We start from the raw sequence: 23635 nt of genomic DNA, 5'->3' as shown, positions 1-23635 counted from the left end.
CGGAAACATATTTATCATCACATGATTCAAACATGAGAAAAGAAACCCTATAGGATTCTTTTCTCTACATAATCTAAAGTTTGGGTACACTAGATTCATGCAATGTAGGAGCTTTCCAATCAGAAAGCGAACCTTCATTTAAAATGATAGCATACATATCTCCGTCAAAAATATGCAAATATGCATATAGAGTTTTTTATTTATCAATGTCAGAATATTGAAAAACAAAGAAGATAAAGATAAAATAAAGTCATTATCCGTCTTCTTTTGTCAGTCAGAGAGAATAGAAGAATAGGAGAGGAAAAATGAAAAAATCTTTGAAACAAAAAATAGTAAGCTCTTTGCTTGCTGTATCACTCGCTGTTAGCTTAGCTCCAATTGGACAAGCCAAAGCTGATTCCACGTCAGAAATCACACAGACTTCACCTATCACAAAACAAGTTGATGCAAGCCGCGCCATCGAACACATCCGTTTCTTATCCGAAACAATTGGTCCTCGCCCTGGTGGGACGAAATCAGAAGAATGGGCTTCTCGCTACGTTGGTATGCAGCTTAAATCAATGGGCTATGAAGTAGAATATCAACCATTTCAAGTGCCGGATCAATACGTTGGATTTATTGAATCACCATTATCCACAAAACGTAATTGGCAAGTCGGCGCTGCCCCTAACGCACTAATTTCTACAGAAGCTGTTACAGCTCCTCTTATCTTTGTTCAAGGTGGAACAAAATTAGAGGATATCCCAAATGAAGTAAACGGAAAAATTGTTCTGTTTGAAAGAGGAATAACAGTCGCAGACTATAATAAACAAGTTGAAAATGCTGTTAGCAAAGGAGCAAAAGGTGTCCTTTTATACAGTTTAATTGGCGGACGTGGAAATTATGGACAAACCTTCAATCCCCGCCTAACGAAAAAGCAGTCTATCCCTGTCTTTGGTCTTGCTTATGCGCAAGGAAATGCATTTAAAGAGGAAATCACTAAAAAAGGGACCACTCTTCTTTCTCTAAAAGCGAGACATGAATCTAGCTTAACATCACTTAATGTCATCGCTAAAAAGAAACCAAAAAACAGCAAAGGTAATGAAAAAGCTGTCGTTGTAAGTTCGCACTATGATAGTGTCGTTGGAGCACCTGGAGCAAACGATAATGCTTCTGGTACAGGATTAGTATTAGAACTGGCTCGTGCTTTTCAAAATGTAGAAACTGATAAAGAAATTCGTTTTATTGCTTTCGGTTCTGAAGAGACTGGCTTACTTGGCTCCGATTATTACGTTAATAGTCTATCCCAAAAAGAACGCGATCGAATTTTAGGTGTCTTTAACGCAGACATGGTTGCAACAAATTACGATAAAGCAAAGAATTTATATGCTATGACGCCTAACGGTTCTCCAAACCTTGTAACAGACGCAGCCTTACAAGCAGGTAAACAATTAAATAATGACCTCATACTACAAGGTAAATTCGGCTCTAGTGATCACGTACCATTTGCTGAAGTTGGTATTCCTGCCGCCCTATTTATTTGGATGGGTGTCGATAGTTGGAATCCATTAATCTATCATATTGAGAAGGTATACCATACGCCTCAAGATAATGTGTTAGAAAACATTTCGCCTGAACGTATGAAAATGGTATTAGAAGTTATCGGGACAGGAGTTTATAATACACTTCAAAAATCTGTTGCTCAAACTGAACAGAAAGCTGCTTAATCATTTAAAAGACCACTGATTTTTATCAGTGGTCTTTTATTGAGAAAATATATATATGCATAAAAGCATATTCCCTCCTGCTCATTATCCTATACAATATTAAGTGTAACAAAAATGATTACAACTAATAAGGAGGCCTTTTCTACTATGAAAAAAATGATTTTAGCCAGTGCTTTAACTTTAGCAGGAATTACTGGCGCTACCGCTTTTATTCCTGAAACAAAAGTCGCTGCTGCCACTCAAGAACAAAGCTTTACAAAATTTTATTCTTTGCAAACTGGAAGTAGTTCTGAACAAGAACCTATTTTCCTTCAAAAAGGACAGGAACTAACAATTCAACCTAACAGTAAAACTCCTAGTTACAGTGTTTATGACTCAAATCATAACCTTATTGGACGCTATTCTGATGGTTACGGCCGAATTTTCACTGCAAAAACAGATGGAAATATGTATGTTCAATTTCATGCACCTTTCGTTTACTATAGTCCTGTTAGCTTTTCCGTTACGTATACAATCCAATAAAGTGAAACTTTAATCAGTGGGGGTTTTCTTCATCCACCACTGATTATTAGTTGAACCAATCGAACTTTTATGGGCAGTTGATCCCCCACCTAAATTCTTTGCTTTCGCTGAATTTTGAGGTGGGGGTCTTACTGCCCATTAAAGCGGGATAAAATAAAGGGCCTTTCTCAAGGCCCTTTATTTTATTTCCCAATTCACTTTTACAAAACCATCTTTCACCATTAAACCACTTATATTAAATACATACTTTTCATTTGCTTTTAATGTAGCTTTGAAAGTACCTTTTTTCGATTCACAGATCTCTTTTAATTCTCTTATACCTTCTCCTTGCCTTTCATACAAGCTAAAACATAAACTCCCACGTTTTGCATCTGTCTCATAAGAAAATGTTACTTCTGTATCTTTTGCATACTCAAGTTCAATATCTTTCCCAGCGATATCCCATGATGAAAATTTTGCCTCGTAACTGGTCTCCCCTTTCTTCTCATTTTCTAAATATATATCACCAGCTCTCCACATATCATCTAACGTTTGAACGAAAGCAAAGCCGCTCAGTAATACAAACATCGCACTTGCAAATATGACAACTAATGTTATCTTTTGTTTTTTCATAGCCTTCATCGTATGTTGTCCTTCTATTTTCTTGGTACTTCTTCTTATCATATATAACAAAACTCCAATAAAAAATGGCAATACAATCGCTATAACACTCCACCACTTACTTATTCCACGCGTTTTCGCATCTGTATACACCCATGATGCTACACATACTAAAAGTGCTATAAAAGTCAAAAGCATTGTAATCCCAGCTATCTCAAATACTACAAATGGATTAGCGAACTCTATCATGTAATTTATACTCCTTCTTTAAAAATGACTGTATGACAACATATATAGGAACGTATAGATGCATCATAATCACACTTGCTATCAACATAGGGACTTTATGATTCAAATGAGTGACAAACTGCTCCATAACAACTGTTAATAAAATAATCCAAATAGCATGAATACAAATAACCCATCTCTTCTCTAATTTTCGAGCATTTCGTACGCTCTGTTTCGTATTATTTATCAGCTCTTCGCTTGGAATCGTGTCTTCAGCTAAGCTGCTCCTTATCTTCTGATCAAACTTATCTTCTGTCATAAACGAACCCCTCCAAATGTTCCCGCATTTGCTTCTTCGCATAATTAAGGCGGTATTTCACCGTACCAATCGGTATATTTAATATTTCGCTCATTTCTTTATAAGAGTATTGTTCATAATAGTAGAGTACGAGCACGGTTTTATATTTTTCATTCAATAGCTGTATAACTTCCCGTATCATTTCCACTTCCACTTTTTGAATAAATTCTTCTGATATATTCACTTCATCTGCGAAATCTATTTCTCTCCCATCCTCTTTATGAAATAAATCCAATACGCGATCTTTCCACCTTTTCTTCTTACGATAAAAGTCATAAAATGTACGAACACAAATTGTAGTAATCCATTTTTTATAATTTTCCACACAAGAAAGTTGGTGCCTAGAGGAAAAAACTTTTATCCAAGTCTCTTGAAAAATATCTTCTGCATCTTCTTTCGTTTTCGCTAATTTATAGCATAAGGAATATATTTGCTGCTTATATATATCAATTAATTCTTCTACCTTTTCTTCCATCTTAAACCTCCTGTCATTTATATAAGACGACGCAATTTCTCCCTTTGTTTGATAAAATTTTATTTTTTTATTATCTCCATACAAAAAGGCAATCACAACATCGTGTGATTGCCTTTTACTGAAAACGAAAAATCGGCTAGAATACTCGGTGGCTTCGCGCCTTCCTCCGAGGTAAAGTACGCCTCTCTGTCAGGAGCTCCATCCCCCTCCTATTCTGAACGAGTCGCTTCCGCTTTTCTTTATTACATTTTTTCTGGTGCAGATACTCCTACGATTGCTAATGCATTTTGAAGTGTAGTGCGTACTGCTTTCATTAACTCATAGCGAGCTTTACTTAATTCTAAGTTATCTTGGTTTAATACTTTTTCTGCATTGTAGAAGCTGTGTAATGCTGCTGCTAATTCAAATGCATAGCTTGTAATGCGGTGTGGCAGACGTTTTTGTGCTGCATCCGCAACTACAGCTGGGAATTCACCAAGTTTTTTCAGTAACTCTACTTCTTTCTCCGAAGTAACAAGCTTGTAATTCACGTCTCCGCCTGCAGCTAATCCTAACTCTTCACCTTGACGAAGGATACTGCATACGCGAGCATGAGCATACTGTGCATAGTATACTGGATTTTCATTAGATTTTGATACGGCTAAGTCCATATCAAAGTCTAAATGAGAATCACCGCTACGCATTGCGAAGAAGTAACGCATTGCGTCCACGCCTACTTCTTCCATAAGCTCACGAAGTGTAACTGCTTTACCTGTACGCTTACTCATCTTCATTTTTTCACCATTTTGGTACAGTTGTACCATTTGGATGATTTCTACTTCAAGTGTTTCTTTATCGTAACCAAGTGCTTGAATAGCAGCTTTCATACGAGGAATGTAACCGTGGTGATCAGCACCCCAAATGTTGATTAACTTATCGAAACCACGCTCTAATTTATCACGGTGGTAAGCGATATCTGGCGTTAAGTATGTGTAAGAACCGTCGTTTTTAATTAATACACGGTTTTTGTCGTCACCGTAAGTCATAGAACGGAACCAAGTTGCACCGCCTTCTTCAAAGATCTCGTCACGCTCTTTTAATACTGCAAGTGCAGCATCGATTTTTCCGTTTTTATATAATGATGTTTCTGAGAACCATACATCGAATTTAACACGGAAGCTTTCTAAGTCTTTTTGAAGTTTTGCTAACTCATATTTTAAACCGTATGAACGATAGAACTCATAGCTTTCTTCAGCATCAGCTTTTGCATAACGATCGCCAAACTCTTCAGCTAAACGCTTACCGATTCCAATGATGTCCGCACCATGGTATCCGTCTTCTGGCATTTCTTTCTCTAGGCCTAAAGCTTGCATGTAACGAGCTTCAACAGAAAGAGCTAAGTTATGAATTTGGTTACCAGCGTCATTAATGTAGTATTCACGAGATACATCGTATCCTGCTTTTGCTAATACGTTACATAAAGTGTCACCTACTGCCGCACCACGTGCATGTCCTAAGTGAAGGTCACCTGTTGGATTCGCAGATACGAACTCAATTTGTACTTTTTCACCTTTACCAGTATTCGTTTCACCGTAAGCTTCGCCAGCGTTAACGATTGTTGGGATTAAGTCTGTTAAATAGCTATTATCCATGTAGAAGTTAATGAAACCAGGTCCTGCGATTTCAATTTTTTCAATAGAAGCTTTTGCTTTATCGAAGTTTGCAACTAATTCTTCTGCAATCATACGAGGTGCTTTTTTCGCAACACGTGCAAGTTGCATTGCCATATTTGTAGAGAAGTCACCATTTGTTTTATCTTTTGGAGATTCTAATACAACGTTTGGAATCTGTTCTTCTGTCGCTAATTCTGCCTTTAATACAGCAGCTTGAATTTCTTCTTTAATTAATCCTTTTACTTGTTCTAAAGAATTCATTATTTTGCCTCCTTCAAATTAAGTGTAATTGTATATCTGCCAGCTTCTTGTTCACTTAGAAGCAATGCGTACGTTAAGAAGAGTTGTCCTTTTTTCTTTTCATCCGACCATTTAAAAAGAACGTTATCAGTTTTCGTTTGCAATGCAAACGTACCAAGTTCACTCGTATACGTACCAGTTGTCCATTCACCTTTCACATGCGTTTGACGCATTGAAACAGCACCTGAACGCATAATGAGAACTTGTTCACCTTGAATTTTAATAATTGTTTTCACTTCGCCCTGTTCGTTCGGCTCTTGGAATGTTACATATGTACCTTGACCTTTTACATAGTATTGACCATTTGCTTCAAAAGCAACGGTTTCCTTCCTCGCCCCTTCACGGATTTCTGTTACGAAATGAACGTGTACCGGCAAGCCTGCAAGTTGTTTCTCCACGTCTTGCACACCTTTCAAATGTTATAGATATTAAATACTACTTATAATAAATCACTTTTCCTATCATATCAAAAAAAACCTCTGTCTGTCTGCTGAAAAATCAGGAAAACTCTATTTCAAAAAATAATTCACTTCCACTTTATTTCATATGATAAAATGTTTTTTAAATCTAAATATTCTTTCATTTAAAGAGGTGAGTTATGTGCTACCGACAAAATTGAAAAAAGGTGATGAAATTAGAGTTATTTCACCCTCTTGTAGTTTAAGTATTGTCTCAAATACGAACCAAGAGCTTGCAATAAAAAGATTAACCGACATGGGCTTTCAAGTTACATTCTCAACATATGCTGATGAGATCGATCGATTTGCTTCCTCTTCTATTTCTTCACGTGTTCAAGATCTTCATGATGCATTTAGAGACCCTAATGTAAAAGCCGTTTTGACGACACTTGGCGGATATAACTCTAATGGTTTATTGAAACATCTCGATTATGACTTAATTCGAGAAAACCCGAAGTTTTTCTGTGGCTATTCTGATATTACCGCTTTAAATAATGCAATTTACACAAAAACAGGACTTGTTACATATTCAGGCCCCCATTTCTCTTCATTTGGAATGGAGAAAGGTCTCGAATATACGACTGATTATTTTTTAAAATGCTTAACTTCTAATGAACCTATTGAAGTCCTGCCATCTGAAACATGGAGCGATGATTCTTGGTACATCGATCAAGAAAATCGAGAATTTATTAAAAATGAAGGTTATGTTTCGATTCATGAAGGCGAAGCAACTGGAGAGATTATCGGTGGTAATATGAGCACATTGAATTTACTACAAGGTACACCATATATGCCAAACTTACAGGATAAAATATTATTTCTTGAGGAGGATAGTTTAACTGGAAAAGCTACCCTTAACACTTTTGATCGTTATTTACATTCTCTTATGCAGCAACCTAACTTTGAACATATAAAAGGCATCGTCATAGGAAAGATGCAAAAAGGTGCACAATGTACGATAGAAGACATTCAAGAAATGATCGCTTCAAAACCTGAACTTGCACATACCCCTATCATTGCAAACGCAAGTTTCGGGCATACAACCCCGATTTTCACTTTCCCAATTGGTGGACGTGCAAAAATCATTTCTAACAAAGAAAAGACATCGATCACCATTTTAACGCACCATAAAAGGAGCGAATGAGTCGCTCCTTTTATGGTTTTTCTATTTTCTCCAATGCTTTTTGCGGAATTGATTCTTTTGAGATTTCAGCCCATCCTTTTCCTTGCGTACCTTTTGCATAAATTTTTATAAATTCCCCCGTATGCAATTCACGGTTCATCATTCTTTTCACAACTTGTAACTTTCCGTCTTCTGTATACCCTTTAAATGTATACAAGTATTCACCGGCTTTTTTCTCACCTTTATCTATAACCGCATAATAATCTTGTATTTCTTTATTTGAAAAGAAGTTGTCTACAAAAGCATGTACACCTTCTGTTTTTGTGTTTAAATAATATGCTGTTCCCCCTAAAATAATGGCGAACACAGCTAAAACTTTAATTACCAATTTCATAAATGCGCCTCCTGTTTGCACTTCTTTCTCACTAACCTTATGTCTATACATGTATTATACGAAAAACAACATACTATACTCTATCGAAACGCCTTACACTTTCCTTACATTATTGTAAGAGTTTTTCCCTTTATAGCAAATTCCCATCAAAAAAATTTTCCGTTTACCAAACTTTTATATTATTATTGAATGATACGAATTTTTATTACAAAAATCAAAGGAGACAGTTTTCAAATGGCTATCTTGCAAGGTTTAGCACTATTACTTGTTGTACTTTGTCTATTTACACTTTTTAGTTACCGTGCTCCTTACGGCATGAAAGCAATGGGTGCTTTAGCTAATGCAGCAATCGCAAGTTTTCTTATTGAAGCATTTCACCGTTATATCGGTGGAGAAATGTTTCATAATGACTTTTTACAATCAGTAGGAGAAGCTTCTGGTAGTATGAGCGGTGTCGCAGCGGCAATTTTAGTCGCATTAGCAATCGGTGTTTCACCCGTATATGCTGTTTTAATCGGTATCGCTACTAGTGGATTCGGTATTTTACCAGGATTTTTCGCTGGATACATTTGCGCTTTCGTCGTGAAATTTCTCGAAAAGAAATTACCGGCTGGTGTAGAATTCTTAGCAATTTTATTTATTGCTGCACCAATCTCGCGCGGCATGGCCATGCTTATGGATCCGCTCGTGAACGCAACACTCGGTAAAATCGGTTCTATGATTTCAGTTGCAACTACAGAAAGTCCTATCATTATGGGTATTATGCTTGGTGGATTAATAACAGTTATTTCTACCTCTCCATTAAGTTCTATGGCACTAACTGCAATGCTTGGATTAACAGGTTTACCAATGGCAATTGGTAGTCTTGCCGTAGCAGCCTCAGCCCCAATGAACTTTATTTTCTTTAAACGACTAAAGATTTGTTCAAAGAAAGATACAATTGCTGTAGCAATCGAGCCTTTAACACAAGCCGATGTTGTTTCAGCAAATCCAATTCCAATTTATGCGACAAACTTCGTTGGCGGTGCGCTTGCTGGTATTATTACATCTCTGTTCCAGCTCGTTAATAATGCGCCAGGAACAGCATCACCAATCCCAGGACTTCTTGTCTTATTCGGATTTAATGACGTTGTAAAAGTAACAATTGCTGCTGTATTATGTGGAATCGTTACCACTATTGTTGGATACATCGGATCAATCGTATTCCGCAAATATCCAATTCGTTCTGCTGATGAAATTCGCGGCATTACTTCGGAAGAGAAGGTTGCATAAGAAAAAGAGCTATTCTCATCGTTTGAGAATAGCTCTTTTTTTATCCAGTTACGCCTCCTAGACCCTTGCGTCTAAGAACCTTATTCACCGGATCTAAACAGTCGGCTTCACTTTTACTTCACCCAACCGAGCAGCATTTCCCGCACGAATTTGCTTGCTGCGACTGGTGTTTGATCACTATGGTCGTAGACAGGAGCTACTTCTACTAAGTCTGCTCCAACTACATTTATATTTGAATTTGCAATTGCCACGATGGAATCTAATAATTCTTTAGATGTGATACCTCCAGCTTCTAACGTTCCTGTTCCTGGAGCGTGAGCTGGGTCTAATACGTCAATGTCGATTGTGACATAAACTGGGCGTCCTGCAAGTTTCGGTAATACTTCTTTTAACGGTTCTAATACGTCAAATTTATATAAGTTCATACCTACTTCTTTTGCCCATTCGAATTCTTCCTTCATTCCAGAACGAATACCGAAAGAATATACGTTTTCCGGACCAATTAAATCGCACACTTTACGAATAGGTGTAGAGTGCGATAAAGGCTCCCCTTCATACGATTCACGTAAATCAGTATGAGCATCCATATGGATGATTGCTAAATCCGGATATTTTTTTGCCATTGCCTTAAAAATTGGCCAAGACACTAAGTGCTCACCGCCGAGACCTAGTGGAAACTTATCGGCATCTAAAAGTTTTGATACATACTCTTCAATCATGTCTATGCTACGCTGTGGATTTCCAAATGGTAATGGAATATCACCCGCATCAAAATATTTTACCTCTTCTAGTTCACGATCTAAATATGGGCTATATTCTTCAAGACCAATTGATACTTCACGAATACGTGCAGGGCCAAAACGAGAACCTGGACGGTAGCTTACTGTCCAATCCATTGGCATCCCGTAAATAACTGCCTCTGACTCTTCAAAACTTGGATGACTTTTAATAAATACTTTACCTGAATAAGCTTCATCAAAACGCATACTCTTTTCCTCCTTATGTGGAACTTAAGGTATCCCAACCTTTCATTATTTCTCAAATTTGGAGCGAGCTGCTCCTCTTTCTCGATTTACCGGTGTCTTCTTTTTTAACAATAAGAAGACGATTTTCTTTACAGGAGTGTAAGTAGCTAGCATGTTCAAGTCTTCTGGACAAACACCTTAAATGAGCTACCTACACTTTATTTGTTCAAACTCGATTTCTTACTTAATTAAATCGCCAACAAATTTCGGTAATGCGAATGCTGCATTGTGTAATTCTTTTGTGTAGTATTTCGTTTCGATTTCGTGGAAACGCTCTTCACTTACTTCTAGTGGATCATGTTGTTTAGATCCGATTGTGAATGTCCAAAGTCCACTTGGGTAAGTTGGAATGTTCGCTGTGTATAAACGAGTAATTGGGAAGATTTCTTTTACGTCTTTAAACACAGTTGTAATTAGTTCTGGTGTGAACCAAGGGTTGTCCGTTTGTGCAACGAAAATACCATCTTCTTTTAACGCTTTTGAAATTCCAGCGTAGAAGCCTTTTGTAAATAGGTTTACTGCTGGTCCTACTGGCTCAGTAGAATCTACCATAATTACGTCATATTCATTTTCGCTTTCTGCGATGTGTAGGAAACCGTCTCCTACTTTTACTTCTACACGCTCATTATCTAATGCACCTGCAATTGATGGTAAGTATTGTTTAGAGTACTCAATTACTTTTCCATCGATTTCAACAAGAGTTGCTTTCTTTACGCTTGGGTGTTTTAACACTTCACGAATAACACCACCATCGCCACCACCTACAACTAATACGTTTTCAGGGTTTGGATGTGTAAATAAAGGTACGTGCGCTACCATTTCATGATAAACGAACTCATCTTTTTCTGTTGTCATAACCATGCCGTCTAAAATAAGCATGTTTCCGAACTCTTCCGTTTCAACCATATCAAGTTTTTGGAATTCTGTTTGCTCCGTATGTAATGTGCGGTTAATACGCGCCGTAATCCCAAAATGTTTTGTTTGTTTTTCAGTGAACCATAGTTCCATCGTACAATCACGCCTTTCAATGCAAATTTATAATAGGGACATCATTAATGTCCCCTAACAAAAATAAAACAAAACATCCAAAAAGTATAGTTAAAAGTACAAAAATACCGAAAATATATTTTAGTCAGAGGGTTCTAACATATATGCGAAAAGGGATTGCCCTGTAATAGGAAAGAAAACCCTTTCTTAAGAAAGGGCTTTTCTCTCTACTTCTACCGGTTTTCGAACCGGAATTAAAATCATTACACAACCGACTAACACAACAATTCCACCGACTAAAAACGGACTTTGTGGTGAAACAGTGTGGCCGATGATTCCTGATAAGATTGGAGCAATTGCGCCACCCAACCAACGAACGAAGTTATAAACACCTGATGTAACAGATCTTTCATAAGGTGAAATATCCATTACATAACTTGTAAATAATGCATTATTTAATCCAGATGCTAATCCTGATAGAACAATTAATACAATTTGTAACCACATAACTTTCACGAAGAATAGTGCGATTAAGAAAAGCGCAAATACGAGTAAACTGCCTTTCAACAATGCTTTCGGCTCATATTTACCTTCCAGCTTATGAGCTAAAATTGCTGAACCGTAAGCTAACGCTAATCCCCATCCGCAAAATACAAACCCTAATTGAATAGCAGATAAATGCATAATAAGTGGTGAATATGCCAATACAACGAAAAATCCGTAGTAGTATAACATTCCTGAAATCGCACCTTGCATAAACGGTTTATATTTCACTAGGTTAAGTAATTCTCCTACGCCTGCCGCTTTACGCTTCACTTTTTGCTCCGGTTCTTTTACAAAAAAGAAAACTAAAATAAATGCTAAGAAAATTAAAATACTCGTCGCAAAAAATGGGTAACGCCAAGAATGTCCACCTAATATACCGCCTAATAACGGTCCGCCTGCCATCCCTAAACCGATAGCTGCTTCATATAACCCTACCGCTTCATGAACTTCTTTACTTAATGCAATCAATAATGTCATCGCCGTTGCAAAGAACATCGCATTTCCTAATCCCCATCCAGCGCGGAAAAGAGATAATTGAGCAATCGTTTGCGATATACCGCATATAAACGCAAATACAGTCACGATCGCAAGACCGATCGTCATCATTCGTTTATCACCAAATCTCGATGCGAATATTCCAGCTGGTAACATCATAATTGCCATCGTGAAAATATATGCTGTAAATAACATCTCTACTTGCCAATGCGATGCACCAATTTGCTCAGCGATGCTTGGCAAGATTGGATCGACTACCCCTATACCCGAAAAGGCAAGAAAGGTAGCCACCACTGTAATCAATCTCCCTAGTTTTTGTTTGCTCTCCATTTTGATTACTCTCCTTTTGTATTCTCTAAAAATGTCGCTGCGCGATGTAAACTATCCTCGAGTTCCGCCTTTACGCGCTGCATTTGCTCCATTTTCTCGTCTAGCGTTTGCACTTGTTTTTCAAGCATCTCTTTAATTTCTTGAATCACTTCGCGGTCACGAGGGTTCTCACTATTTCTTCTTTGCTCCATTCGTTCTTTTAACGATAAGAAATGTTGCATTTCTTGAAGCGTAATTCCTAACACTTCTTTCGCTTCCACAATTCTTTTAATTCTGGCGATATCCTCGTCTGTATACAGGCGAATGTTCCCCTCACTACGTTCAGGGGGATGAATTAAACCAATTTCCTCATAATAACGAAGTGTACGTTTTGTTAAACCAACTTGCTTTGTGACTTCATCAATTTTATACATGTCTATTCCTCCCTTCACTCAATTATTACATTTTACGTTAACGTTAACTTTTGTGCAACTGTTAGACTTTTGTAAATGTTTTTCCCATTCAATTGTATTTTTCCAAAAGCAGTTTCATAATGAAAGAAAAGAAACGATAAGGAGATTTCCCTATGAATAAACCACTTATTTTCGCCCACCGCGGGGTAAAAGGAACACATCCTGAAAATACGATGATTGCTTTCCAAGAAGCCGAACGCATTGGAGCCCATGGCATCGAGCTTGATGTCCACCTATCAAAAGATGGTGAGCTTGTCGTGATTCACGATGAAACAGTAGATCGCACAACAAATAGTATCGGTCTTGTTTCTGAAAAAACGGTAGCGGAATTACAAGCTTTAGATGCTGGCAGCCATAAAGACCCTTCTTTCCATGAAGCAAAAATCCCAACGTTACGCGAAGTATTCATTTGGCTATCTACAACAAAGTTACAGCTCAACATTGAGTTAAAAACAGATGTCATTCACTATCCAACTATTGAAGAAAAAGCTATCGCTCTCGTTCGTGAATATCATCTATCTAATCAAATTGTATTCTCATCATTTAACCACGACTCTATTTCATTATTAGCAGAAATAGCTCCTGAAATCCCAAGAGCAATTTTATATGACACACCACTTGCTGATCCGATTGCTGAAGCAAAAAATAGAAACGCAACTGGTTTACACCCAAACTTTCAATTATTAACAAAAGAATTTGTCCAATTTGCACAAAATCAAGGGTACGCTTTCCGCCCTTATACAATTAACGAATACAAAGATTTACAAATTATGATTGACTATGGCGTAGATGTTATTATTACCGATTGGCCAGCACGTGCCTTTGAGCTCCTTTCTTAATTGAAGGAGCTTTTTGTTTTCGAAATTTCATTGTTTAAAATAACCGAAAACCCTCAATACTAATACAATAATGTTTGTATTAGTATTGAGGGGCTGAAAAAGATGGATCAAACTATGAATCCGAAACTTAAAAAATATAAACGTCTTTTCTTCACCGTAATGTTTTCTTCTGTTCTTTTTTTCGTTTTTTCCTTTTTTGTTATTATTATAGTTGCAAAAATTATGGGACCTCCTCCTGTTGCTGTCCCGCAAACGAGTGTCTTTTACGCTAATGATGACACTGTTATCGGACAAAATAATGAAATGCAAAAACGTTACAATGTATCTCTCAATGAAATCTCTCCTTATGTAAAAGAGGCGACACTATCTATAGAAGATCAACGATTCTACAAACATCATGGCTTTGATATGAAACGTATTGCTGGTGCTATTGTTGCCGATTTAAAAGCGATGGCAAAAGTCCAAGGTGCTAGTACGATTACACAACAGTATGCTCGTAACCTATACTTAGATCATGATAAAACGTGGAAACGTAAACTATTAGAAGCGATGTACACAATCCGCCTTGAAGTGAACTATAATAAAAATCATATTTTAGAAGGATATTTAAATACAATTTATTACGGACATGGTGCTTATGGTATCGAAGCTGCGTCCCGTCTATATTTCGATAAAACAGCAAAAGAATTAACATTAGCGGAAGCTAGTATGCTCGCAGGCATTCCGAAAGGACCTAGTGTCTACTCTCCCTTTTTAAAAGAGGATCGTGCGAAAGGACGACAATCTCTCATATTAGACGAAATGGTAGAACAAGGTTATATTACGAAGCAACAAGCAATATCAGCAAAAAAAGAGCCACTAACTTTTGCCTCATTAGATACAAAAAAAGTGGCAGAGATTGCACCTTATTTTCAAGATGCTGTACAAGCTTCTCTTCTTCGTGATATCGGATTAGATGAACAAGCCTTACAAAAGGGTGGCCTGCGTATTTATACAACACTAGACCCTAAATTACAATCTGTTGCAGAGCAAGCTGTAAAAGATCACATACCTGACACAACAAACATACAAACCGCACTCGTCTCTATGAATCCAAAAACAGGTGAAGTGGCTGCCCTTGTGGGAGGAACCGATTATAATAAGAGTCAATTTAACAGGGCTACACAAGCCGTTCGTCAGCCTGGTTCTACATTTAAGCCATTTCTATACTATGCGGCACTAGAACGAGGATTCACCCCTGCTACGCGCTTAAAAAGCGAATATACGGTATTTACTTTAGGCGACGGTGTTTCAAAGTATAAACCAAAAAACTATAAAGATTATTATGCAGATGATTTCGTAACGATGGCACAAGCTCTCGCAGTTTCTGATAACATATATGCTGTGAAAACGAATTTGTTTTTAGGTGAAGATATCCTTACAAAAACAGCGAAACAATTCGGAATTACGAGCGCATTAAAAGATGTTCCATCTCTTGCTCTTGGCACATCTCCTGTAAAACCAATTGAAATGGCGAATGCTTATAGCATGTTCGCAAACGGTGGAAAAGAAGTAAAACCGATGTTTATTCGCCGCATTATGGACCAGGAAGGAAACATGTTATACGATGCTCATCTGGAGAGTAAACAAGTTCTCGATAAAAGCAAAGCGTTTGTGATGGAAGAAATGATGACGGGCATGTTTAATAAAAAACTGAGCAGCTATGCTGCTGTAACTGGTCAATCGATGTTATCTAAACTATCAAGAACATATGCCGGAAAATCCGGTTCTACTGAAACAGATAGTTGGATGATTGGATTTACCCCGCAAATCGTAACGGGTGTATGGGTTGGATACGATCAACCTAAATCGATTTCAAACGTAGCAGAACAAGGATATGCAAAAAGAATATGGACCGATACGATGGAAAAAGGATTAGATGGACAGCCTAAAAAAGAGTTTAAACAACCAAGTGACGTCGTTGCAGTCGATATTAACCCTGAAAACGGAAAAATCGCTACAAAAAATTGTCCAATTTCAGTGAAAATGTATTTCGCAAAAGGTACAGAACCGACTGAATATTGTATGGATCATGTTGATGATAAAGAAGAATTTGAAAAGACAACTGAAGAAAAGAAAAAAACAAGTTGGTGGAAAAAATATCTTCCTTGGTAAAAAAAATAGCTGACGGGCATCCGTCAGCTATTTTTTATTCACTTAATAATGCACGGCGCAATTCTTCACTAGATTCGTTCCAAATCGCTTCATTATGTTCTTTCAAGAACGTACCAAGTACTTTTTTAGATACTTCATCCATATGGTCAACCATAATGTAACGCTTCATTGATTTATCCATTTTGTTTACGTGCTCTGGAAGTGATTTATATCCGCGGCGAATTTCACGGTCAACTGTCATTTCACAAGCTGTTACACCTGCATAATAAGCACCTGTCGCCGTTCTTTCAATCGTTACCCACACAAGCCAAAATGGTTTTCCGTTTGGAACTTCATCTTTATTTGTTAAAAACTTAATACCTTTTTCGACTGTACTACGTGCATGCATTGCACCGATATCGACAAATGCTGTTTTCTCTAGTACATCGACAAATACAGGTGAAATGTTTTCTAGACTTAATGCTCCAACACCAAAACCACCATGTCCATCTGTTGAATCATTTTTCACGATATTAAAACCGATTTTTTTCTTTTTCTCTGTCATATGAAAATTCCTCCTCACTTAATGATTATAAAAGGCCAAAAATAGGCGCAATGATACTGTCTAAAAATACAAATACATATGGAATGACAACATTAAAAATAGGTTGAATTGTATAATTGCTAAGCGGTGTAATAACAAGAATTAATAACGCTATTGCTCCATACTTTTCATACTGTGTCATTTTCGCACGAATATTTGTTGGTGCTAGATCTTCCACAACTCGATACCCATCAAGTGGCGGAATTGGCAATAAGTTAAATACAAGTAATACGATATTAAGCATAATAAAAATCCGGAAGAATTGAGCCAATGTATCTGCTACTGCAAATGGAATTGAGTCTAATACACCAAATGTTAATAGGCTATACCAAATAATTAAACCAATTGCACTTAAAATTAAGTTACTAATTGGGCCTGCAATTGAAACTAATATACCTGCAAGACGCGGCCTTTTAAAGTTATATGGGTTAACAGGAACAGGTCTTGCCCAACCAAAACCAAGAATTAATACAGCGATCATCCCAATAGGGTCTAAGTGCGCCATCGGTGATAATGTTAAACGGCCTTGCTTCTTTGCTGTATCGTCTCCAAATTTATATGCAACATATGCATGCGCAAATTCATGCACTGATAACGCAATAATAATGGCCATTGCTACCAACGGAATTTGTTGCAATGGGTATCTAAATAACTGATCCATGATTCATCTCCTCTTCAATCTGTCAAAAAAGAAAATATTTGTTTTTTCGATTGTTCTTCCCCATAATCCGCTATAATAAGAGTGTAACTTACATAAAAGGAGCGATTATATATGCCATACGTAACAGTGAAAATGCTAGAAGGACGCACAGAGGAACAAAAGAAAGCTCTTGCTGAGAAAGTAACAGCAGCAGTAAGCGAAACAACTGGTGCTCCTGAAGAAAACATCGTTGTTTTCATCGAAGAAATGTCTAAAAACCATTATGCAGTTGGCGGAAAACGCTTAAGCGACAAATAATTTCAAGTTCTTTCATAAGAAGCAGCTCTTAGCTGCTTCTTATTTTTTTCCTTCTAGTAACTCGATGATTCTCTCTTTATATTTTCCTTTTCTTCCATCTTCATAGATTAAATCATGCGGATAGAATAGTTTTTGATCCCTTCTCTTCTTACCAGTAATTGCCTCAACAATATCCGATTCACGCGAAAGCTCTCTAAGCTCTCCATTTGGCATAAGGAGTAAGATTGGCAGACGCTCTTCTTCTTCACCAGCACGGTAAAAGTCGTACGGCAAGTCTGATGTTGAATCAACTACTAAATAGTATTCTGGATCAAGTCCAATCTTTTTAAATAAGCTACTTAATTCCATCCAATTATCTAAACCGTGCTTATCTGTAAACTCTACATATTTAAATAGGTTTCGATTCATAAAACGACGGCATAAATCACTTAAAATTGGATCTTCTTCGTCTTGCCATACTTGGAAGTAATAATACATAACGTTCTCGTCTAACTTTAAATAATCCTCTACTGTTACTTCTTCTTCAAATAAAGAATAGAAATGAACCGGATGATTTTTAAATGTATAATACTTCTCATGCAATGATTTTGCACGGTGTAAAATCTTCGTTAAAATAACTTCGGCACTGCGCGTTACCGGATGGAAATATACTTGCCAATACATTTGATAACGACTCATAATATAATGCTCAACAGCATGCATACCACTATTTTTAATGACTACTTGATTTCCATATGGACGCATGACACGTAGTATACGTTCCATATCAAAGTTTCCATACTTTACGCCAGTGAAATACGCATCTCTTAATAAATAGTCCATACGATCTGCATCAATTTGACTGGAAATCATGCTAATCGCTAATTTATTAGTAGATGTTTTCGCGATTACATCGGCTACCTTTTGCGGAAAGTCTTTATCCACACGACTTAATATGCGATTAATTTCCGTATCTCCAACGATAATCTTTTGCGTAAATTTCTCATGATCTAATGAAAATACTTTTTCAAACGAGTGAGAAAATGGGCCGTGACCGACATCATGAAGTAATGACGCACATAAACATAACAATCTATCTTCAGCATTCCAGTTCGGTCTGCCATCAAACACATCATCAATCATACGACGAATAATTTCATATACACCTAACGAATGAGTAAAGCGACTATGCTCTGCACCGTGAAATGTAAAAAATGTCGTTCCAAGCTGCTTAATACGGCGCAAGCGTTGAAATTCTTTCGTTCCGATTAAATCCCAAATAACACGATCGCGTACGTGCACATATTTATGTACCGGGTCTTTAAACACTTTTGTTTCGCTGAGTTTGTCGTTTAAATATACCACCTTCCGACATCCCCCTTTCTTTACTGCATTCTTACTATATATTATAAACGAAATAGGAAACAGAAAGAAATGAAAGACTATATTAATTGCCCTTATATAAAGAAAAAATCACTTTTACCGAAGTAAAAGTGATTTCTGTTTATACATTATTTCCCTAAAACGAATTCAGCAACTTCATCTAAGATCATTTCTTTACCTAGAGGGAAGTAACCTTTGTTTACGTCTTCGTTTTTAATTGTAAATACGTGGTTGTTTTTAACAGCGTTCATATTTTTCCAAATTGATTCTTCTTGGAATTCTTTTAGACGCTGAGAACCGTCACCAGTTGTAAATACGAATAAGTAATCTGGGTTGTAATCGATTAAAGCTTCTTTTTGTACTTGTACTAGTGGTTTATCCGTTGGTGTACCTTTAACTGCTGGTAATTTTAAATCGTTAAAGATTACGCTACCGTAACCGTAGTCACCGTATACGCGGAAAGCATTTGGATATGCAGCCATTTTCATAAATTTAGCATCGCCAGTTTTCGCAACGATTTTATCATGTAATTTGCTTGCTTTTTCATCATACTGTTTGAACCATTCTTTTGTTTCTTTCTCTTTACCGAAGATTTGACCTACTTCTTCGAATTTTGGACGCCATTGATCTAATGGAGTTTTTAACATAACTGTTGGTGCAATTTTAGATAATTGATCATAAATCTTTTCTTGACGATTGTTTACAAGAATTAAGTCTGGTTTTGCAGCAGCTACTGCTTCGATGTTAATTTTATCGCCCCAAGCAGAACCAACTGGTTTTACGTCTTTTAATTTCTTTTCAATATGTGTATCAATTTTTTCTTGAGATGTATTAGCAGTAATAATTGGTTTCATACCAAAAATTAATAATTCTTCTGTTGAACCACTAAGGTCAGCAATTTTCTTTGGATTTGCAGGGATTTTAATTTCCCCTTTTGCGTGTTGTACAGTGCGCTCTTCAGTCTTCGCATCCTTCGCATCTGCTTTCTTCTCTTCTTCTTTGTTAGAACAAGCTGCAAATAGTACAGAAGTAACGACTAGTACCATTGCTAATAGTGCCATTTTAAAATTCTTCATGTTCCCACTCCTTCTAGCTGTATTTATCTTATAAGTTACAATGAACTCTAAGAAACGAGGATAACAATCAATCAATATATATTTATTAATTGTTGCTAATAACCCATTCTAACGGGCGTTCAACCTCCCATTCGTATATAAGAAGCTCAACGTCCATTAGAAGTCCCCCTCCTAAAGAGGGGGTTCTACTTATGCTTTTTTACGTAATTGATTATTAATCATCATTAAATCGTATGTTAAACAAATCGGTTTACAGTTTACTGGACATGGAACGATTTGAGCTTCAATCTCAAATACACTGCGAAGCGTTTCACTTGTCATCACTTCATCTGGCGTTCCTTGTTTCATTAACTTACCTGCTTTTAATGCAATCATATGATCTGAGAAACGAGAAGCATGGTTTAAGTCATGGATAACCATAACAATCGTTCTACCTTCTTCTTCATTTAACTTTTTCAATAAATTTAATATTTCTAATTGATGGGCCATATCTAAGTACGTTGTCGGTTCATCTAATACGAGTAATTCTGTTCCTTGTGCAAGGGCCATCGCAATCCATACACGTTGACGTTGCCCGCCTGATAACGCCTCTGCTGAACGATTTGCGAATTCTGTCATTCCCGTCACTTCAAGTGCCCAATGAATGTAACGATAATCCTCTTCTTTCAACGTTCCAAATCCTTTTTGATGAGGAAAACGTCCATATGAAACAAGTTCAAACACAGTAAGGCCAGTTGGCACTTCTGCAGTCTGTGGTAAAATCGCCATTTTCTTTGCGATTTCTTTTGTTGGTTGTTTCTCGATTGCTTTTCCGTCAAGATAAACAGTACCTTTTTTCGCCTTCAAAATACGAGAAGCCGTTTTTAATAATGTGGACTTCCCACAACCATTTGGTCCAATAATTGTTGTAATTTTCCCTTCCGGAATTTCAACTGTTAATCCATCAATAATTAACCCTTCATTATAGCCAACAGATACCGCATCAACTGCTAAAGTTACCATACAAAAAGCCTCCCTTTATTTTGTCCTCATAAGTAAGTATATGAAATATGGTGCACCAATTACAGAAATAACAAGACCGACCGGTATTTCTGAAGTTGTTAACACGCTTCTTGAAATTACGTCTGCGAATAAGAGTAAAAACGTCCCTATTAGTGCAGCAGTAGGCAGCATAATTTGATGTTTACCACCAACAAGGCGCCTCGCTAAATGCGGAGCCATTAAACCGATAAAACCAATTCCTCCGGCAACAGCGACAGATGCACCAGCTAAGCAAACTGCAATAAATAATAATTTACGTCTTTCCTTTTCTACATTTAAACCAAGACCAACAGCTGTAGAGTCGCCTAGGTTCATTACATTTAATATGTGCGCCTTACTAATAGCAAGTGGCAAGAAAATAACCATCCATGGAAGTACACTTAGCACGAACTTCCAATCTGTGCCCCATAGACTTCCTGCTAACCAAATCGTAGCAAAGCGGAAATCGTTAGATGTCATCTTCATAGAAAAAATTAAACTAACAGCACCAAACCCAGCTGCAACAGCGATACCAACTAGTATTAATCTCGTTGATGAAACGCCGTCTTTCCACGCTAGTAAATAAATAATAATTGCTGCTAATATCGCACCAACCAACGCAAAGAATGGAAGGATAAATACAGATAAAAATGTACCAGTCCCAACTTTCCCGAAGAAAAAGTAGACGAATATAACAACTGTTAATCCCGCTCCAGCGTTAATACCGATAATACCTGGATCAGCAAGTGGATTTCGTGATAACCCTTGCAAAATCGCACCTGACATCGCTAAAGCGGATCCGACTAATATAGCAATAACCATACGCGGCATACGGAATTCAAATAAAATAACAGACTGATCTTCAGCCCCAAGTCCAACCAATGACTTTAATACGTCCATTGGCGGTATTTTAAATGTCCCTGTATTTAAACTTACTAAAAATACAGTAACGATTAATCCTAATAAGATTGTTAAAACAGAAACGTTCTTTTTTGTTAAGACACTTGTCCTCACATTTTCCCTCTCCCTTCGTTACGTGCTAAGTAGAGGAAGAATGGAACCCCAATTAGCGCTGTAATTGCTCCAATTGGCGTTTCAAACGGCGGATTAATAACGCGAGATAACATATCTGCACTTTCAATTAACAGCCCACCTAAGACCGCAGAACATGGAATAACCCATCTATAGTCTGAGCCTACAAGGAAACGAGTCATATGTGGGATTACAAGACCAACAAATCCAACCGATCCTGCCATAGAAACTGCAGAACCTGTTAACACAAGAACAAGTACTGTTCCGATAAATTTAATTAATGTCGTATTTTGACCAAGTCCAATTGCAATTTCTTCACCGAAGCTTAAAATTGTAATATACCTCGACATCATAATTGCAATAAAGAGACAAACAAGGCCAATTGGTACTAACATATTAATACTTTCCCATTTCACTCCCGCAACTCCGCCTGCATTCCACATACTCACCTCTTGGGCAAGGTTGAAATATAGCGCAATTCCAGATGAAATGGCCCCTAATAAAGCACTAATTGCTGCACCGGCTAAAGCTAACTTCACAGGTGTTAATCCACCTGGTGAAGAAGACCCAATTCCATATACAATGCTCGCTCCAAACGCAGCTCCAATAAAAGATGCGATAACGAACATTAAATAAGGTGAATTAGGGAAGAATGCATACATAATTGCAATTCCAAATACAGCTCCATCTGTAATTCCCATTAACGATGGTGAAGCAAGTGGATTTCGCGTCATACCTTGCATAATTGCCCCTGATACCGCTAAAAAGGCACCTGCAACTACGCCCCCTATTGCTCTAGGCATGCGAAGTTCTTGAATTACGTTATGATGCGTAATAGAACCGTCAAACTGAAACACAGCTTGCCATACAGTCTTTAAACTAATATCTGCAGCACCAAACGAAATAGAAACTGCCATGCTTAAAGCTAACAAAACTGTACCTGCTACTAAAATAATAGAAGCAACGAGCGGTCTGCTCTTAATCTCTTTAACATTCACATCTTGATGTTCTATACTCCTTGCGCTCGCTTCCATACCTCAACCATCCTAACCAACAACATATATTTAATAAAATGAAATTTATTCTCAAATAGTAATAAAAAAATTAGGTTAATTGATCTTTTCCTGATAATGATTCTCAGAATCAGACACTTTCTATTCTACCTATCGCTTCAAAAGACTGTCAACCATTATTTTGAAATACAAATTTATATAAATTGAAATTTGAATGAACAGATGATGCCCCTCCTTCATTGAATGTTAATCTACTCAATTGTATTTTCGTAGAATAACTCATTCCTCTTATGGGCATAAAAAAGAAGAGTAATCTATTCACTCTTCTTTTTCTTACTTATTTAACTTTGCTTCAATTTTTATAATTAATTCATCTTCTGTTGGAGCCGCGACTGGACGATTATTTACAAATGCGAATGATTTTTTACGGCCAGGGCCACAGTAAGACTGACACGCAACTTCAATCGTTGCACATGAATCTACTTTTTTTAACTTTGGAATCAACGTTTTAACGTTCGTTGCCTGACAATCATCACACACACGAAATTCGTTCCCCATTATATAACACTTCCTCTATTTTAAACTTTTCTCAAGTACATTTAAAAATAAACACTAAATGGTATTTTACCGCTCTTTGAAGCTCGTTGCAAGTTTCCCTATAAAGCTCTTTCTTCA

The 23635-nt window shown here is 37.1% G+C and carries 25 protein-coding genes; 7 read left to right on the top strand and 18 right to left on the bottom strand.

What is annotated here, in order from left to right; translation table 11 throughout:
* Positions 1-305: 305 nt before the first annotated feature.
* Together MKX31_RS24340 and MKX31_RS24335 are read left to right on the top strand one after the other, a co-directional pair.
* Positions 306-1706, top strand: a complete 1401-nt coding sequence (locus tag MKX31_RS24340; RefSeq protein WP_340981613.1) for a M28 family metallopeptidase — start codon at positions 306-308, stop codon at positions 1704-1706.
* A 147-nt stretch (positions 1707-1853) separates the two neighbouring features.
* Positions 1854-2228, top strand: coding sequence for a hypothetical protein (locus tag MKX31_RS24335; RefSeq protein WP_000738235.1), 375 nt, complete (start codon positions 1854-1856; stop codon positions 2226-2228).
* A 177-nt stretch (positions 2229-2405) separates the two neighbouring features.
* Here the strand turns inward: MKX31_RS24335 and MKX31_RS24330 are convergent, their stop codons facing one another.
* The 5 genes from MKX31_RS24330 to MKX31_RS24310 form a co-directional block, all read right to left on the bottom strand.
* On the bottom strand, positions 2406-3077 hold the full coding sequence (locus MKX31_RS24330; protein ID WP_064476083.1) for a hypothetical protein: 672 nt from the start codon (positions 3075-3077) through the stop codon (positions 2406-2408).
* On the bottom strand, positions 3061-3375 hold the full coding sequence (locus tag MKX31_RS24325) for a hypothetical protein (RefSeq protein ID WP_048560431.1): 315 nt from the start codon (positions 3373-3375) through the stop codon (positions 3061-3063). The genes MKX31_RS24330 and MKX31_RS24325 overlap by 17 nt, the downstream gene beginning before the upstream one ends.
* A complete protein-coding gene (locus MKX31_RS24320; RefSeq protein ID WP_064476081.1) occupies positions 3362-3889 on the bottom strand; it encodes an RNA polymerase sigma factor in 528 nt (175 codons plus the stop codon). The genes MKX31_RS24325 and MKX31_RS24320 overlap by 14 nt, the downstream gene beginning before the upstream one ends.
* A gap of 242 nt (positions 3890-4131) precedes the next feature.
* The gene (gene argS, locus MKX31_RS24315) at positions 4132-5802 is read right to left on the bottom strand and encodes an arginine--tRNA ligase (RefSeq protein WP_001086442.1); all 1671 of its coding nucleotides are present in this window, start codon (positions 5800-5802) and stop codon (positions 4132-4134) included.
* A complete protein-coding gene (locus MKX31_RS24310) occupies positions 5802-6239 on the bottom strand; it encodes a DUF1934 domain-containing protein (protein ID WP_000414871.1) in 438 nt (145 codons plus the stop codon). The genes argS and MKX31_RS24310 overlap by 1 nt, the downstream gene beginning before the upstream one ends.
* A gap of 202 nt (positions 6240-6441) precedes the next feature.
* On the opposite strand from MKX31_RS24310, the gene MKX31_RS24305 reads away from it, so the two are divergent.
* The gene (locus MKX31_RS24305) at positions 6442-7443 is read left to right on the top strand and encodes a S66 family peptidase (protein ID WP_064476079.1); all 1002 of its coding nucleotides are present in this window, start codon (positions 6442-6444) and stop codon (positions 7441-7443) included.
* Between the two features lie 10 nt (positions 7444-7453).
* Here the strand turns inward: MKX31_RS24305 and MKX31_RS24300 are convergent, their stop codons facing one another.
* Positions 7454-7816 carry a YxeA family protein gene (locus MKX31_RS24300; RefSeq protein ID WP_064476078.1) on the bottom strand — a complete coding sequence of 121 codons (363 nt, stop codon included), beginning with the start codon at positions 7814-7816 and terminating at the stop codon, positions 7454-7456.
* Positions 7817-8050: 234 nt separating this feature from the next.
* Between MKX31_RS24300 and MKX31_RS24295 the strand changes: the two genes are divergently transcribed.
* Positions 8051-9088: a PTS sugar transporter subunit IIC gene (locus tag MKX31_RS24295; protein ID WP_064476077.1), complete on the top strand. Its 1038-nt coding sequence runs from the start codon at positions 8051-8053 to the stop codon at positions 9086-9088.
* A gap of 113 nt (positions 9089-9201) precedes the next feature.
* Here the strand turns inward: MKX31_RS24295 and speB are convergent, their stop codons facing one another.
* The 4 genes from speB to MKX31_RS24275 form a co-directional block, all read right to left on the bottom strand.
* Positions 9202-10074: an agmatinase gene (gene speB, locus MKX31_RS24290; RefSeq protein WP_001209823.1), complete on the bottom strand. Its 873-nt coding sequence runs from the start codon at positions 10072-10074 to the stop codon at positions 9202-9204.
* A gap of 219 nt (positions 10075-10293) precedes the next feature.
* Positions 10294-11121, bottom strand: a complete 828-nt coding sequence (speE, locus tag MKX31_RS24285) for a polyamine aminopropyltransferase (protein WP_064476076.1) — start codon at positions 11119-11121, stop codon at positions 10294-10296.
* A 186-nt stretch (positions 11122-11307) separates the two neighbouring features.
* Entirely contained in the window at positions 11308-12471 is a 1164-nt protein-coding gene (locus MKX31_RS24280; RefSeq protein ID WP_064476075.1) for an MFS transporter, read from the bottom strand.
* A gap of 5 nt (positions 12472-12476) precedes the next feature.
* Positions 12477-12884, bottom strand: coding sequence for a MerR family transcriptional regulator (locus MKX31_RS24275; RefSeq protein ID WP_061680054.1), 408 nt, complete (start codon positions 12882-12884; stop codon positions 12477-12479).
* A gap of 152 nt (positions 12885-13036) precedes the next feature.
* Between MKX31_RS24275 and MKX31_RS24270 the strand changes: the two genes are divergently transcribed.
* Together MKX31_RS24270 and MKX31_RS24265 are read left to right on the top strand one after the other, a co-directional pair.
* Complete coding sequence (locus MKX31_RS24270; RefSeq protein WP_064476074.1) at positions 13037-13762, top strand: glycerophosphodiester phosphodiesterase; 726 nt, start codon at positions 13037-13039, stop codon at positions 13760-13762.
* Between the two features lie 102 nt (positions 13763-13864).
* Positions 13865-15916, top strand: coding sequence for a transglycosylase domain-containing protein (locus MKX31_RS24265; RefSeq protein ID WP_088047726.1), 2052 nt, complete (start codon positions 13865-13867; stop codon positions 15914-15916).
* Positions 15917-15950: 34 nt separating this feature from the next.
* Here the strand turns inward: MKX31_RS24265 and MKX31_RS24260 are convergent, their stop codons facing one another.
* Positions 15951-16460, bottom strand: a complete 510-nt coding sequence (locus MKX31_RS24260) for a YwhD family protein (RefSeq protein ID WP_064476072.1) — start codon at positions 16458-16460, stop codon at positions 15951-15953.
* A 25-nt stretch (positions 16461-16485) separates the two neighbouring features.
* Positions 16486-17160 carry a site-2 protease family protein gene (locus MKX31_RS24255; protein ID WP_000372469.1) on the bottom strand — a complete coding sequence of 225 codons (675 nt, stop codon included), beginning with the start codon at positions 17158-17160 and terminating at the stop codon, positions 16486-16488.
* A gap of 111 nt (positions 17161-17271) precedes the next feature.
* On the opposite strand from MKX31_RS24255, the gene MKX31_RS24250 reads away from it, so the two are divergent.
* The gene (locus tag MKX31_RS24250; RefSeq protein ID WP_001147171.1) at positions 17272-17457 is read left to right on the top strand and encodes a 2-hydroxymuconate tautomerase; all 186 of its coding nucleotides are present in this window, start codon (positions 17272-17274) and stop codon (positions 17455-17457) included.
* 39 nt (positions 17458-17496) lie between these two features.
* Here MKX31_RS24250 and MKX31_RS24245 read toward each other — a convergent pair whose 3' ends face one another.
* The 6 genes from MKX31_RS24245 to MKX31_RS24220 form a co-directional block, all read right to left on the bottom strand.
* On the bottom strand, positions 17497-18801 hold the full coding sequence (locus MKX31_RS24245) for an HD domain-containing protein (RefSeq protein ID WP_000262747.1): 1305 nt from the start codon (positions 18799-18801) through the stop codon (positions 17497-17499).
* Positions 18802-18947: 146 nt separating this feature from the next.
* Positions 18948-19895: an ABC transporter substrate-binding protein gene (locus MKX31_RS24240; RefSeq protein ID WP_000787720.1), complete on the bottom strand. Its 948-nt coding sequence runs from the start codon at positions 19893-19895 to the stop codon at positions 18948-18950.
* A gap of 189 nt (positions 19896-20084) precedes the next feature.
* Positions 20085-20897 (bottom strand): ABC transporter ATP-binding protein, encoded by an 813-nt coding sequence (locus MKX31_RS24235; protein WP_088047725.1) that lies wholly within the window; start codon positions 20895-20897, stop codon positions 20085-20087.
* 15 nt (positions 20898-20912) lie between these two features.
* On the bottom strand, positions 20913-21929 hold the full coding sequence (locus tag MKX31_RS24230) for a FecCD family ABC transporter permease (RefSeq protein WP_088047724.1): 1017 nt from the start codon (positions 21927-21929) through the stop codon (positions 20913-20915).
* A complete protein-coding gene (locus MKX31_RS24225) occupies positions 21926-22981 on the bottom strand; it encodes a FecCD family ABC transporter permease (RefSeq protein WP_088047723.1) in 1056 nt (351 codons plus the stop codon). Before MKX31_RS24225 ends, MKX31_RS24230 begins: the two co-directional genes overlap by 4 nt.
* Before the next feature lie 312 nt (positions 22982-23293).
* A complete protein-coding gene (locus MKX31_RS24220; protein ID WP_002089811.1) occupies positions 23294-23518 on the bottom strand; it encodes a DUF1450 domain-containing protein in 225 nt (74 codons plus the stop codon).
* Between the last annotated feature and the right edge of the window lie 117 nt (positions 23519-23635).

This window comes from Bacillus sp. FSL M8-0063 (assembly GCF_038005545.1).
Lineage (GTDB): Bacteria > Bacillota > Bacilli > Bacillales > Bacillaceae_G > Bacillus_A > Bacillus_A wiedmannii.
The sequence above is the reverse complement of the archived record's forward strand: the minus strand, read 5'-3'. Positions and strand labels throughout refer to the sequence as shown.